General features: G+C 67.9%; 15 protein-coding genes and 3 pseudogenes. 10 read left to right on the top strand and 8 right to left on the bottom strand.

Annotated elements, in window-relative coordinates; all coding sequences use genetic code 11:
- Nucleotides 1-16: 16 nt before the first annotated feature.
- A pseudogene (locus IEY82_RS40360) lies at nt 17-130 on the bottom strand (Tn3 family transposase); the annotation flags it as partial.
- On the bottom strand, nt 115-1467 hold the full coding sequence (locus tag IEY82_RS19030; protein ID WP_189125501.1) for a Tn3 family transposase: 1353 nt from the start codon (nt 1465-1467) through the stop codon (nt 115-117). The gene IEY82_RS19030 and the pseudogene IEY82_RS40360, both read right to left, overlap by 16 nt.
- Before the next feature lie 395 nt (nt 1468-1862).
- Between IEY82_RS19030 and IEY82_RS19025 the strand changes: the two genes are divergently transcribed.
- A complete protein-coding gene (locus IEY82_RS19025; protein ID WP_225263394.1) occupies nt 1863-2837 on the top strand; it encodes a helix-turn-helix domain-containing protein in 975 nt (324 codons plus the stop codon).
- A gap of 270 nt (nt 2838-3107) precedes the next feature.
- On the opposite strand, the gene IEY82_RS19020 is transcribed toward IEY82_RS19025, so the two are convergent.
- Complete coding sequence (locus IEY82_RS19020; RefSeq protein WP_189125499.1) at nt 3108-3926, bottom strand: phosphotransferase; 819 nt, start codon at nt 3924-3926, stop codon at nt 3108-3110.
- Between the two features lie 94 nt (nt 3927-4020).
- Nucleotides 4021-5334, bottom strand: a complete 1314-nt coding sequence (locus IEY82_RS19015; protein ID WP_189125498.1) for an RNA-guided endonuclease InsQ/TnpB family protein — start codon at nt 5332-5334, stop codon at nt 4021-4023.
- 23 nt (nt 5335-5357) lie between these two features.
- On the opposite strand from IEY82_RS19015, the gene tnpA reads away from it, so the two are divergent.
- Nucleotides 5358-5786, top strand: coding sequence for an IS200/IS605 family transposase (gene tnpA / locus IEY82_RS19010; RefSeq protein WP_189125497.1), 429 nt, complete (start codon nt 5358-5360; stop codon nt 5784-5786).
- A 464-nt stretch (nt 5787-6250) separates the two neighbouring features.
- Here the strand turns inward: tnpA and IEY82_RS39210 are convergent, their stop codons facing one another.
- From IEY82_RS39210 to IEY82_RS18990, 4 genes and pseudogenes are all read right to left on the bottom strand, one after another.
- On the bottom strand, nt 6251-6559 hold the full coding sequence (locus IEY82_RS39210) for a hypothetical protein (RefSeq protein WP_225263335.1): 309 nt from the start codon (nt 6557-6559) through the stop codon (nt 6251-6253).
- A pseudogene (locus IEY82_RS40510) lies at nt 6556-6691 on the bottom strand (IS256 family transposase); the annotation flags it as partial. The pseudogene IEY82_RS40510 and the gene IEY82_RS39210, both read right to left, overlap by 4 nt.
- Before the next feature lie 167 nt (nt 6692-6858).
- Nucleotides 6859-7440 carry a dihydrofolate reductase family protein gene (locus tag IEY82_RS18995; RefSeq protein WP_189125496.1) on the bottom strand — a complete coding sequence of 194 codons (582 nt, stop codon included), beginning with the start codon at nt 7438-7440 and terminating at the stop codon, nt 6859-6861.
- 66 nt (nt 7441-7506) lie between these two features.
- The gene (locus tag IEY82_RS18990; protein WP_225263333.1) at nt 7507-8346 is read right to left on the bottom strand and encodes a helix-turn-helix domain-containing protein; all 840 of its coding nucleotides are present in this window, start codon (nt 8344-8346) and stop codon (nt 7507-7509) included.
- Nucleotides 8347-8498: 152 nt separating this feature from the next.
- Between IEY82_RS18990 and IEY82_RS18985 the strand changes: the two genes are divergently transcribed.
- The 8 genes and pseudogenes from IEY82_RS18985 to IEY82_RS18960 all read left to right on the top strand — a co-directional run.
- Nucleotides 8499-8696 carry a helix-turn-helix domain-containing protein gene (locus tag IEY82_RS18985; RefSeq protein WP_189125495.1) on the top strand — a complete coding sequence of 66 codons (198 nt, stop codon included), beginning with the start codon at nt 8499-8501 and terminating at the stop codon, nt 8694-8696.
- A gap of 56 nt (nt 8697-8752) precedes the next feature.
- Entirely contained in the window at nt 8753-9325 is a 573-nt protein-coding gene (locus IEY82_RS18980; RefSeq protein WP_189125494.1) for a hypothetical protein, read from the top strand.
- The gene (locus IEY82_RS18975) at nt 9298-10050 is read left to right on the top strand and encodes an RNA polymerase sigma factor (RefSeq protein ID WP_308015987.1); all 753 of its coding nucleotides are present in this window, start codon (nt 9298-9300) and stop codon (nt 10048-10050) included. Before IEY82_RS18980 ends, IEY82_RS18975 begins: the two co-directional genes overlap by 28 nt.
- Nucleotides 10005-10148 carry a hypothetical protein gene (locus IEY82_RS39205; RefSeq protein ID WP_229697619.1) on the top strand — a complete coding sequence of 48 codons (144 nt, stop codon included), beginning with the start codon at nt 10005-10007 and terminating at the stop codon, nt 10146-10148. Before IEY82_RS18975 ends, IEY82_RS39205 begins: the two co-directional genes overlap by 46 nt.
- Nucleotides 10097-10747, top strand: coding sequence for a hypothetical protein (locus IEY82_RS18970; RefSeq protein ID WP_189125493.1), 651 nt, complete (start codon nt 10097-10099; stop codon nt 10745-10747). Before IEY82_RS39205 ends, IEY82_RS18970 begins: the two co-directional genes overlap by 52 nt.
- A 2-nt stretch (nt 10748-10749) precedes the next feature.
- Nucleotides 10750-11439 carry a hypothetical protein gene (locus tag IEY82_RS18965; RefSeq protein ID WP_189125492.1) on the top strand — a complete coding sequence of 230 codons (690 nt, stop codon included), beginning with the start codon at nt 10750-10752 and terminating at the stop codon, nt 11437-11439.
- A complete protein-coding gene (locus IEY82_RS39200; RefSeq protein ID WP_225263329.1) occupies nt 11436-11885 on the top strand; it encodes a hypothetical protein in 450 nt (149 codons plus the stop codon). Before IEY82_RS18965 ends, IEY82_RS39200 begins: the two co-directional genes overlap by 4 nt.
- Nucleotides 11886-11951: 66 nt before the next feature.
- A pseudogene (locus tag IEY82_RS18960) lies at nt 11952-13024 on the top strand (IS256 family transposase); the annotation flags it as partial.
- Nucleotides 13025-13183: the final 159 nt, after the last annotated feature.

The raw sequence follows: 13183 nt of genomic DNA, 5'->3' as shown, positions 1-13183 counted from the left end.
GCCGGGCGACGTCGTTATCCAGCACCGGATAGCCACGAGCGCGCAGCTGACGTAAAGCATCGATGTAGACGGTGTTCCACAGCACCAAGCAATTCAGGACAATGCCCAGAGCTCCTAACTGGTCCTCCATTCCCTCGTATGTTGTCGGCGCGCAGGGTAGGTGTGATCGACATAGCCGAGCCGATGCCGCTCCAGCGCGGGCACGCCCTTGACCGCGATCGGCCCGTAGGTGATGTTCAGCGCTTGGGCAGTCAGGCACGCCGCCACCGAAATATCCAGGTCGTCCAGGTGCGGGCCGGTGCCGGCGATCGAGGTGAAGGCCTCCATGAACTTCGGGCACCACGACAGGACCTCTACGACTGCCTCGGAGATGTCCACCCGCGGCATCATCGCCTCCACCCGCTTGCGCAGGTCGATCAGAGACGGCGGCTCCTCGATCGCCTTCACGCTGGCGACGTGGATCTTGCCGTCGTCGTCGATGGTGACGGAGGTGTTGGCCGCGAGCGCGGCCCACACCACCCGGTAGGCGCGATCGAGCCGCTCGGCGTGCTCGGCCAGCAGCACCTCGGGGTCTTCGGGCAGGCCCAGGTCGGTCAGCACGCTGTCCTTGACCGCCGCCCAGGCCGCGCCGTTCAGCAGTTGTGCGTCCGGGTCGCGCCAGCGACTGGAGGCGGGCGCGTGGATCTCGCGGCGTTTGAGGTGGCGGTGGAACTGCTCCAGCACGCAGCACACGTACGCGTTGCGGTCGACCAAGCCATCAGTGCGGGCCGGATGGCCGAACACCAGCCGCTTCCACGGGCCGGTCACCACCAGCGGGTCGATCAGCCGCAGCGGCAGCACCGTGACCGGATGGCGGCGCGAGCGGTGGGCCAGCGCGTCCGGCAGAGCCTGCATCGCGGCCAGCACCCGCCGGCCTTCGGCGTTGGCCTCGAACGCGATCACCGCGGTCAGCAGCTTCACGAACCCGGACACGGTGGCGTACTTGGTGGCCATCTGCGCGCGCCAGCCGCCGTCGTCCTCGGCGTCCGGCGGCGGCACCAGCCCGGTCACGGTGGCCACCCTCGAGCGCAGCTGAGCGAGGGGCACGACCGCGTCGATCATCTCCCACACCTCGAACAACCGCACATCCTCACTCCACCCCTCCGCCTCCAGCAGCACCTCCACCGCCTGGGCCAGCCAGGCCGAGGCCTTGGCCAGCCGGGGATGCTTGACGACCTTCTGCTTGTCAGCCTCCCGCTGCGCCTTGCCGAGCAGCTCGGTCACCATGAGCAGGTCCAGCAGCTCCAGCGTGTCGTCGATGGTCTTGGTCTCCAGCCGCTGCGCGGTGGCCAGCAGCGTGGCCAGCCGCCGCGATGCGGGATGCTTCTTCAACTGGGAGGAGTGCGCGGTCAGGCCGTAACAGGCCAGCTCGTCCAGCCGCCGCTGCGGCACCGCGCTGGCCGTCCGCGGGCCCCTCGACTCGAACATGGTCAGATGGGGATGCGAACTGTCTCGGAGCATCAGATCCCCGACACGCAGGTCCGCCTGCCGGCCGGCTTGTTCTCCGACGGTGTGCCCCCGGACGGTGCAGGTCACGAAGAAGGTTTCGGGGTCGGAGCGGCGGATCAGCTGGGGCGTACGCTGGATCGTCAGCGACGGTGCGGTCAGCGAACCACCGACGTGGCAGCGGCAGCCAGCCTAGCTTGCCTAACGTGCCTGACAGACCTTCGAACAGACGTTGGAACGTCGAAGGCGGACTAACGATCAGCCCTGTACTCCGTCAGGGGTACAGGTACCCGCGCCGAGCGGACGACGACATACGCGGGCCGATTGCCCAGGATAAGGCCGGTGACGGCAGTTGACCCCAAGGAGGCGTTGTGGAGATGGTCAGCACCGCCGAGGTTCCAGCGGAAGAACGATTCGCCGTCTGGCGCGAGGTGAGCTCGAAACTGTGGGTGCCCCTCGAGGCACGGTGCGAACCGCATCTGGAAAGCGAATTTCGGGCGCAGGCCGATTTCAGTGGGCTCGGTCTCGTGCAAGCGATGTTGCTGACCACGACACCGCTTTCCGTCCACCGCACATCCAAGCTGATTCGCCAGTCCGATCCTGAGGTGTTCTTCCTGAACTGCGTCGTGCACGGTGGCATGAGGGCGGAGCAGGACGGCCGGTGCGCGGACTTACATGTCGGGGATCTGATGCTCCGGGACAGCTCACATCCGTACCTGACCAGCCACGCTCCAGGGAAGTCATCGAATCAGGTGCTGGTCCTGCAATTCCCGCGCTCGTTACTGCCCTTGCCGCAGCGGGACCTGCGGCGCCTGACCATGGTTCCTCTTCCGGGCGCGCAGGGAATTGGAGCACTGTCCTCGCATTTCATGCTGCAGCTCGCCAGGCGCCTGCACGAGTTCACCCCTTCCGACACCGTCCGGCTGTCCACCCTGACGCTCGACGTGCTCATTGCGGCGCTGGCCGGCGCGCTGGACATCCACGGCACCGTATCGCCCGAGACCAGGCGGCGGGCGTTGCTGGCCCAGATCCACGCCTTCATTCAGCAGAACCTCGGCGACCCGACTCTGACGCCGGGATCAGTCGCCGCGGCGCACCACATCTCGCTGCGCTCCCTGCACAAGCTGTTCCACACCGAAGGGCACACTGTCGCCGGCTGGATCCGTGAGCGTCGCATGCTGCGGTGCCACCGCGACCTGGCCGACCCTCGGCTGGCGGCCCAGTCGATCGCGGCGATCGCCGCCCGGTGGGGCTTTGCCAACTCGGCTCACTTCAGCCAGGCATTCCGCAGCGTTTACGGCCTGTCGCCGCGCCAGTTCCGCCAGCAGTCCGCGATCGTGCGCGCCTACTAAGATTGTCTTTATCCTTCGGATTGTTGTGCTGAGCGACGTTTGATCGTTTCGCAGACAGCAAGACGGCCTTGAGTGATCATGTGCGGTGTCGAGTGCTGCCCCCGCCCGTCACCCGCGGTGGGCGGCCTCGCAAGTACTGCTCCGACGCCTGCCGGTGGGCCTTCGGCCGGACACGCGCCAGGCGCTGGCGTCCGCTCACCCAGCGGACTTCGCCCACCCCGCCGCCGACAACGTCGCCTCCTGCCGGGGGACGGCTGCTGCTCCTCCTGATCAGGCGAGTGCGGCCCGGACCCGGTTGAGGGTCTCCACTCTCCAGTAGGACCGGTCGGGAAACTGGTCGTCCCATCGCCAGCGCCAGGTCGAGATCAGCGCCCACATGAGGACGCGGCACCGGCGAACCAGGTCGTGGTCGGCTTCCGGATAGTGTTCCGCGACCTCTTCGGGGGCATGGGCGAGGTCGAACTCGATCGGGCCGCGGCAGCACGTCGCGAGGTCCACGAAGAGCGGCCCTCTCCTCGTGTTGAGCAGGTTGCCCGGATGCGGCTCGCCGTGCAGCAGCTGTTTCCCGCCACTGATGACGGTGCTCTGGTTGCTGAGCGTGCTGCTGAGGAACTCCCGGTCGGGATCGGACAGCTCCGGGGTCTGCTTCCTGTCGCTCACCTCACTCAGCGCGCCCGCGACCCGATCGGTGAGGTCCGGTGCCTCCAGGTCGATCCGGCGCAGGGCGGCGTGGTACCGCTCGAGCGCATCAGCGTAGAGGGCCGGCGCGATCTCCGATCCCACGGGTTCGTAGTAGGTCCAGAGGGAGACGGCGAAGTCGTCACGCTCATAGACGCGGGGTTCGACCCGAGGGTCCAGCTCGGCCACCGGGCCGCCGACCTCGGCCAGACGCCGGGCGATCTCCACTTCGAACTCCATGCCGGCCAGATGCGCCGAGAGTGAGACCCGGACGAGAACATCGCAGGGGACCAGGCGCAACGTGATGCGGTCGGAGTTGGTGATGACGACCGCATCGTCGACCTGAAGGCCCAGCGCGGCAGCTGTCGCCCATCCGGCCTCAATGGCCCGGTGGAGTTTCGATGCCTCCAAGCCGTCCTCCTTGATCTTGCGTACACAATGGGGACAACGACTCCACTTTGACGTGCTCTCCGCCATGAATGAATGACGGAGATTCCTGTGCTGCCTAGGCAGCAGCTCGCGGCGCGGGTGCGGGCGAGACTGTGGGACAGGATGCTTGACGCTTCACAGACCCGCCCACCGGCAGGTCTCCACGTCCTGTGACCGCCCGTCCGGCGGCGGAGGTGTACCGATGGAGCTGGTTTCTGGCGGCGTTGGTATCGGCGTTGCCGATCCATCCGCACGCCGGGTTCTTACACGCGAACCGGGCTTGGGTTTCACGCGAACCCGGGGTGGTGGTGTGGCAGCGGTGGCACTCTTGGCTGGTGCCATGGGGTGCGACCTTGGCCACCAGGCCGCCGCGGTCGAGACTCTTGTAGGTGAGGAAGTCCACAGTGCGGCCCCACGCCTCGGTGGCGATGGCCCGGTTCAGGCCCCGCTTCTGGGCGACCCGCGTGCCCGGTTCGGCCACGGTGCCCGACGCGGAGGCCATCATGTTCGTGATCTTCAGGTCTTCTACCACGATCACGCTGAACCGCTGTGCGAGATCGGTGGTGGTCTGGTGCTGCCAGTCGAGGGCTCGGCGCTTGGCTGTCGCGCGAAGCCGGGCGATCTGCTCGTAGGTGCGGCGTTCCCGGTTGGAGGCCGGGCTGCCCTTGACACGGTTGGCGCGCTGGCGGACGGAGGTGCGTTCCAGCCGCAGCAGCCGGACGGCTTGGCCATCGGTGAGCCACGGCCCGTGTGTGACGTGCTCGCCGGTCGACAGCGCGAGCGGGACCGTGATACCCCGATCCAGGCCGGCCTTGGGTCCTTGGTGTGGGTGGGGGGAGGGAACCGGCAGTTCGGTGCGGAAGACGATGTGCCAGCCGAGGGCGTCCTTGACCAGGCGAGCCCCGATGATCCGTCCCGCGGGGCCACCTTTGGACAGGCCGGGCAGGTCTTTGGTCCACCGGAACTTCACCCGGCCCGCTTTGGGGAGGTTGACCGCGCCCCACCGGCGGTTGATCCTGCTGATCTGCAGGTCGCGAGCCTGCGGGACGTCAACGGCCATGCGTGAGCGCAAGCGGCTCTTGAAGGCGGGCCGCCGGGCTGGATGGCCGGGGTTGAGAAAGTTCGCCCACGCTTGGCGGTAGGTCTTCAACACCGCTTGGGCGGCCTGGGCTGGGAGTTGCCCCAGCCAGTCGATCTCACGGCGAGCTGCCCGGATCGCGTCGTCGCAGTCCTTCAGCGAGGCGAATCGGCCCTGACGGAACGTGAAGTACTCGTGCAGGAGATTCCACAGCGCTCGCGCGCGGTGTGCCTGCCCGTCCAGGGTCGCGATCTGCGCCAGGTTCAACTCCAGCCGGGCGATGTGCCCCCGAAGCCGCTTCTCCCCTTCCACTCTCTGATCGTATCATTTGGTTTATGTCACCGAGGTGGGAACCGAACCCGGATGTGCGGACGGGACGACATGTCGTCCACAACCTCCATGCCCATTTGGTGTTCGTCACCAAGTACCGGCGGGGTGTGTTCACCGACGTGATGCTCGCCCGGTGCGAGGAGATCATGCGCAATGTCTGTGCGGACTTCGAGGTCGAACTCCGCGAGTTCAACGGGGAACACGACCATGTGCATCTGCTGGTCCACTACCCGCCCAAGGTCGCTCTGTCCAAACTGGTCAACTCGCTCAAGGGCGTCTCGGCCCGGTACCTGCGCCAGGAATACGACACACACGTACGGAAGTATCTGTGGGGCGGTCACTTCTGGTCGGGCTCCTACTTCGCCGGGAGTGTCGGCGGCGCCCCGATCTCGGTCCTGCGTCAGTACATCGAGCAGCAGAGCCGGCCCGTCTGAGCAGGGGACGCCGGTTCGCCTGGCGGCGAATCGGCTATTCCTGCCCCGCTACGCGGGACGGTCGGCTTCACCCCCAGCCTGAAGGCCGGAGCACTGCCGATGAACCAGGTAGACACGAAGATCATTCACCTCCGACCGGTTTTTCGGCGCTCTGTACGCCAGAAACGGGCCGCGGGGAGTTCATGGCCGGCTCTCACCTGCGACTTCGGGTGCAGTGACGCGCGATGTCGGGTGCCAACCGCGAGCGGTGCGAACCCTTGGAGCGAGCAATCGTCAAGACCTGTGGATCGAAGGAACTTGGCTACCGGCGTTGCTGAGCCAGTCGAAGACCGGCGGCAGCGCGAACACGTCGTGTTCTTCCCCTGTCGGCGAGTAGGCGCAGTGCAGCCGATGATGTCAGCACCTGCGCGGCCGTGCGTTGACACCAATCGGAGGAAGCCAGGAAATCCTCCGGTCCCCACGGATCATTGACGGCGATCGACCTCAACACCATCCATTCGCGCAGGCGGTGAGCGAGGAACTCCCACTCCGCGGTCACGGTGACCATGGCCTCGATCCAGTCGGAAACTCGCGTCGGCCGGAAGCTGCGCTGCTCGCCGGTCCAGGTGACGGACCATCGCCGACTGGGCCATCACCGTATCCGGATCACGCAGGACCCGGGCCACCAGGTCAACCTCGTCCTGCGAGCCGGCATCCGCCAGTTCCTGCAGATAGCGAGCGAACCGCTGATGCTCGTCGTCGGTCGGCTGCATGGCGGTGCTTCGGCCGGTCACGCGGCAACTCCTTCGGGTCGCTCGACGAGCCTGCCGCCGGTGAAGACAGCCCCGGCGCGGACGAGCGCGACCAGATGTGGCGCATTGACCGCGCGCCAGCGGGCCCGGGCCCGACTCGATCAGCTTGAACGCCGGCGATCCGGACGCCGGAGGAGAACAGGAGCCGGCCGATGGCGCGGTCGCGGACGAGGGGGCGGCGTTCGACAGCGCGCAGGTAGCAGCGATGCGCAAACGCAGCCGGAGGTCCGAGCTTGTGTCACCGTTCGCAGTGGACTTCTTCGCGTACCCGCTCAGATCGGTCAACGGCGCACCCGATAGCGCAGGTGAAGCACCCGGTTGCCTTGAATCACCACGTCAGGATCGTCCAACAGGTGCTGCGCGTGGACCGACCCGAAGTAGCGCTTGCCGGACCCGAACACGACGGGTACGACATCCATGCGCACCTCGTCGATCAGGCCCGCGGCAAGCACCTGGCCACCGACGTCGCCAGCGGCGACCTCGACCATGCGGTCACCCGCAAGCTCCTGCGCCTTGGCCACGGCTGCCTCGACGCCGTCGACGAAGTGAAACGGCGCCTCGGGGGCCCAGCCCTCGGGCATCGGCCGGTGCGACACGACGACCACGTGGTCGATGCCGCTCGGCGGCTTCCCGCCCCAGCCGTCCGTCAGGTCGAAGACGTGGCGGCCGACGATCGTGACTCCGATCTGGTCCCAGTACGTCCGGGTGTAGTCGTAGGACGTCTGCGACACCTTCAGCTCGCCGCTCTCGTCCAACGGGACGTCACCGCTGGACAACCAGTCGAACAGCGGTCCAGGCTGGTCATTCTCGTCCGCGACGAAGCCGTCCACCGACACCGAGCTGTACATGACCACCTTGCCCACGGGGCTCTCCTCTGCTTTGGGGTGCCCCCAAATTAGCGTTTCGTGAGCTGTCGCTCTTGTAAGAAATCAATCGGCCGGCAGCGGCCAGCCGTCCAGCGCGTGGCCGGGATGTTCGCGCAGGAACCGCCGCCGGACTTCGACGTACCGGGTCGGCGTGAGCCCGGTGAACGCCCGGAACTCGTGGCCGAAGTGGGCTTGGTCGAAGTAGCCTGCGCCACCGGCGAGGTCGCCCCAGTCGATCGGTCCGGCGGGGTTGATCGCGAACACGGTGGCGGCGAAACGGTAGGTGCGGGCCAGCCGCTTCGGCGTGACGCCGATGAGCTTCTTGAACCGCTGTGCCAGATGAGTGCTGCTGACACCGGCTGCCACGCTCAGGTCGCCGATCGCCACCGCCCCGCTGGTCGCCGCGATGACGCTGCTCGTATGGCGGACCAGCCCCAGGCCGGCGGTCTCGCACAGCCGTCGCATCAACTCCTCCTCGAGCAGCGTCAGCATCTCGTGCGGTCCGTCCGCCGTGGCCAGCCGGTCTCGCAGCTCAGCAATGGCGGGCCGGCCCCAAACCTGCTCTACCGTCACCGGCCGGTCACACAGCTCGGCCGCGGGCATCGGCAGGAACGGCGCCAGCCCCCAGGGCTTGACGTGCACACCGACGGACCGGGTCCGGAGTGGGTAGCCGAACTCCAACGCGCGGGTGGGCATGGTGACCACGCAGCCGTCGGCGTACTGGGCCGTTTCGATGTCGGTGCCGGCGCGGATGCGGAACGGCGCCCCGAGGTTGACGATGAGCAACGCCGACGGCATCGGCGGCAGCGTCAGCCGGGCGTACGGCGTCGCACCCTCCAGGTAGTAAAGGTCGTCGATCAGCCTGTCCAGCGGCGGTCGCGGCACTCTGGACACGTACTCCACGCCCACAGTATCGCCGACATCGAGCGCCGGGATGGTCCAGCCGCGCTGCCGCCGGAACGGGCGAGCGTCCGGCGTTACGCAGTCGGCAGGTCGGTGAGGTCCAGGCGCCGGTCGATGCGCAGCCGGATCTCACCGTAGGGGGTCATGTTGGTGTGGAACAGCGGCGTGAGCCCGCGCCGGTCGGCGTCGGTGACCTGGCCGCCCCTCGGCTGGCCACCTGCTCGATCAGCGTGATCGCCGCCCGGTGGGGCTTCACCAGGCCCGAGCATTTCAGCCAGGCATTCCGCGGCCTCTATGGTCTGTCGCCGCACCAGTTCCTTCAGCAGTCCACGATCGAGCGCGCTGACTAAACAGGTGGGCGCTCGGGCTAAAGACATGGCCCGGGCACGGCTTGCATCCTCATGAAGTGAAGACCTCGCCGAAGCGAGAGAACGTTCGCCGACACGCAAGCGGCACCATCGATGTCGGCCTGTCGCTCGTGTTCGACTCAACGAGAAGGGGCGTAATGAAGTACCTCAGAAGATTGGCGGTATTGGCCCTGCCATTACTCGCCGTGATTTCACTGGGCTCTCCTGTGAGCGCCGCGCCGAGTCCCGCTCCGCGGTTAGTGACGCCAGGAGAGGACAACATGGTTTCGTCACCAGAAACCGATTCCCGGGCAACCGCCGCAGCGCTGGTCAGCTACATCCACAATACGAGCGCCAGCAACGGCGGCCTCGGAGCGATTCGTTGGCTCGACGGGGACTACGATGACCCTCGGGGGTTCGACGCGGTGCTGCCACGCGGCTGGCGCACGAACGTCGCATTCGGCTGGCAGCAAGCCGAGGCCTTCTACATCGGCAGTGAGCGCTGTGCCCACACCTGGTACTGGGACGGGTCTGCCTGGGTACGCTCTGCCTCAGTCGGCGCCGGAACGTGGTACGTCCCGCCGACCGGACAGAGCGTTTCGGGATGGATGGTTCAGACCTACGTCTGCTGATTCAGCACAGATCCTCCGAACGCATGAAGATGGCCTCCCCGGTAGCACTGGCGGAGGCCATCCGTGTGATAAACAACCCGCCTTGGCATGCTACTTACTGGAGTGCGCCGGAGGGTGCCGCCCGGAGTGAACCTGAATGGGCCGGCGATGCTACTCACCTGCCGATGAAGAGGACCGATGCGGACGCGTGCGTCCTGGCCAGGGTGGCCGACGGCGACACGGCCGCGCTGGCTGAGCTGTACGAGCGATACGGCGAGCCGCTGTTCGCCTTCCTGTTCCGGCTGGCCGGGGACAGAGGGACGGCCGAGGAGATCCTGCAGGACACGATGCTGGCCGTGTGGCGGTCGGCGGGGACGTTCCAGCGCCGGTCGAGCGCGAGCACGTGGCTGTTCGGGGTAGCGCGCAGGCAGGCGCACAACCGGTTGCGGCTGGCGACGCCCCGGCGGCCGCGGAGCTGTGCGAGCAGCGTGACGCGCTGCCAGGGCCGGAAGAACTGGCGGTCGGCGGCGACTGGCTGCACGCGGTGCTGGCTGGGCTGCCGCCGGCGCAGCGGGAGGTGGCCGTGCTTCATTTCGTGGTGGATCTGGCGCATCAGGACACGCCGAGGTGCTGCGAATCCCCGTCGGCACGGTGAAGAGCCGGCTGCACCTGGCCCGGCCGAAACTCAGGGAGTGCCTGAATGGACAGTGAGGCAGAGAGGGGCGCGCCGCCGGCGGAGCGGATGATTCCAGCGGTGCTGGCCGCGTCGGCGCTGGAGGGGGGCTCGGTGACGTGCGGGCGCACGCCGTACCGGCGCCGCGGCGGGCGTGGCAGCTGCTGGTGATGGAAGCGCGGCTGTTGCACCCCGGGGTGTGGGCGGCGTCATTCCTCGTGATGGCTGTGTGCGCGGGGTTCGCCGCGATGCGGGTGGTGGTGCCGGAGGTGGTGCTCGGGCTGAGCGTGCCGCTGGTTGCCGGGACGGGTGTGGCGGGGCTCTACGGGCCGGAACGGGATCGGGCGTTCGAGGTGGTGGCCGTCACGCCGACGTCGCCGCGGGTGGTGCTGCTCGCGCGGGTGACGCTGGTGTTCGGGTACGACCTGGTGCTGGCGCTGCTGGTCTCCGGGGTGCTGGCGGTGGCCGGCGGGTCTCCTGGGGGCGTGGCCGGGCTGGTCACGGCTTGGCTGGGGCCGATGGCGCTGCTGGCGGCGGTGGCCTTGCTGCTGTCGGTGTGCTGGCGTCCGGGCGGGGCGATCGGGGTGGCGCTGGCGGCGTGGTGCGTGCCGGCGCTGGCGGAGGTGACCGACGCGCCGGTTCCCGATGGCTATCGGGTGCTCTGGCAGAGCGGGCCGTGGACGATCGCGCTAGCCGTGGCGCTGGCGGGGACGGCCGTCGCGCTCGCGGGCCGTGTTGAACTCCTGCGGCGGGCCGGCGCTACTCACTGATCGTGAAACCTGTCGATCTCTGGCGGCACGAGGCCCGGCGGGCGGGGTTGCCCGCCCTGCTGGGACCTCCCGTGCTGGCCGTTCTCATTCTGCTTCTCGCCACTTTCGGCGCCCGGCTCGGCTCGCGTGAGGAGAACACCCGCTGGATGCTGATGGGCGCGCTGGAGATGGGCGTGCCGCTGCTGGCGGGGGTGGCCGCGGCCACGCTGCCCGGCCGCGATCCGGTGGCCGAGCTGCGGCTGGCCATCCCGCACGGCTATCGCCCCGCGCTGCTGCGCCGCCTGGCCGTGACGCTGGGCTGCACGGCCGCGTGCGCGGTGGTGGTCTGCGCCGCGCTAATGGCGAGCGGCTGGTGGACGTTCGCGTACGGCGGTGCGGCCGGGCAATTGGTGTGGCTGGCGCCCGCACTGTGGCTGGCGGCGCTCGGGTTCTTCGCAGCGGCGGCGCTGCGCAGCACCGCGGCGGCCACGTCGCTGGTGGCGTTCGTGTGGACCGGGGAGCAGCTCTTCAGCGGCGCGCTGGCGGACAACCCGGCATACCGGCTCCTGCACCTCTTCGCGACCACGTCATATGGGAGCAACGACTGGCCGGTCAATCGCCTGTTCCTGCTGGCCACCGCCGTCCCCCTGGCCTTCGGGGGCTGGCTGCTGCTCGGGAACACCGAGCGCGTGCTGCGAGGAGAGCCCGAATGATCGCCAGCCTGCGTTACGAGTTTGCGATGCAGGTCCGCCGCCCGTTGCTGTGGATCGTCTACGGCCTGGTCCTGGCCATGATGGTCGCTGTGCTGGACTACTGGTCGCTGGACCTGGGAGTGTACGAGGTGTCGGTGCCCAAGGAGGCGATGGGCGTCGCGGCGCAGATCATCGTCACCTTGCTGCCCATCGTGTACGGCTGCATGCTGGCCGACCGGCCATCGCGCGACAGGGTGCTGCGCAGGTGTCGGCTGCGCCGCCGGACCCATGGGCCCGGCCGGCCGAACCCACGCTGGAGGACGGCTACCTGGCGCTCATGGACGGCCGAGCTCCTTGAGCGAGCCGCCGGGCCGGACGCAGTCCTCCTGAGGCGGGCCCACCGCGGAGCAATGATCGAAACCTGTGGATCTGCCGGGAGGGGTGTACCTTCCCGGATCATCCGTTAGAGGTTTCGAGATAAGGCCGACGCGCCAACGTCGGTCGGGAAGGCACACCCGTGCCGCTTACCGTAGACCTCGGCCGGCGCGATCGAGGTGGTCGCGCCGCGGGTCAACGACAAGCGCGTCGACGAGGCCACCGGCGAGCGGCGGCGGTTCTCCTCATCCATCCTGCCGGCCTGGGCGCGTAAGACTCCCAGCGTCGGTGAGGTGTTGCCGCTGCTGTATCTGCATGGCCTGTCTTCCGGGGATTTCGTGCCCGCGCTGGGGCAGTTCCTCGGCTCCACCGCCGGGCTGTCGGCCTCGGTCGTCACGAGGCTGACCGAGACCTGGAAGGGCGAGCAGCGCGCGTTCGCCGCGCGGGACCTGTCCGGGGTGGACTACGTCTATCTGTGGGTGGACGGCATCCACGTCAACATCCGGCTGGAGGAGCACAAGCTGTGCCTGCTGGTGATGATCGGCGTGCGCGCGGACGGCCGCAAGGAACTCGTCGCGCTGACGGACGGCTATCGCGAGTCGGCCGAGTCGTGGGCCGATCTGCTGCGTGATTGCAAGTGGCGCGGGATGGGGGCGCCGGTGCTGGCGATCGGGGATGGCGCGCTCGGCTTCTGGTCGGCGCTGCGGGAGGTGTTTCCCCAGGTTAAAGAGCAGAGGTGCTGGTTTCACAAGATCGCAAACGTGTTGAGCGCGCTACCGAAGTCGGCGCACCCGGCCGCGAAGAGGTGTCTGGCCGAGATCTGGAACGCCGAGGACAAGGACCACGCCCAGGCCGCGGTGAAGGAGTTCGAGGCCGCCTACAGCGCCAAATATCCCAAGGCGGTCGCCAAGGTGGCCGACGACCTCGACGAACTGCTCGCCTTCTACGACTATCCCGCCGAGCACTGGGTGCACCTGCGCACGACCAACCCCATCGAGTCGACCTTCGCCACCGTACGGCACCGCACCAAGGTCACCAAAGGACCGGGCTCACGCGCCGCCGGCCTCGCGATGGCCTTCAAGCTGATGGAGTCGGCTCAGGCCCGCTGGCGAGCGGTCAACCACCCCACCTCGTCGCCCTGGTCCGCGCCGGCGCCACGTTCCTCGGCGGCAAACTCGTCGAACGCCCCGAAGAGACACCGGCTACCGAGGAGACCACGGTCGCCGCCTAAAGATCTCGATCCACAGGTATTGACGATTGCTCCATTCAGCCTGCGCGTCACACTTCACGAAGCCACAGGACTGGGACAGGCGGAGCGCCTCTGTTACTTGTGGGAATTCTGCCTTCTCGCAAGTTGGCCGGATCTCTGTTGACGCAACAGATCTCATTT

Origin of the sequence: Nonomuraea cavernae, from assembly GCF_014646355.1 — a bacterium.
GTDB classification, from domain to species: domain Bacteria; phylum Actinomycetota; class Actinomycetes; order Streptosporangiales; family Streptosporangiaceae; genus Nonomuraea; species Nonomuraea cavernae.
The sequence above is the reverse complement of the archived record's forward strand: the minus strand, read 5'-3'. Positions and strand labels throughout refer to the sequence as shown.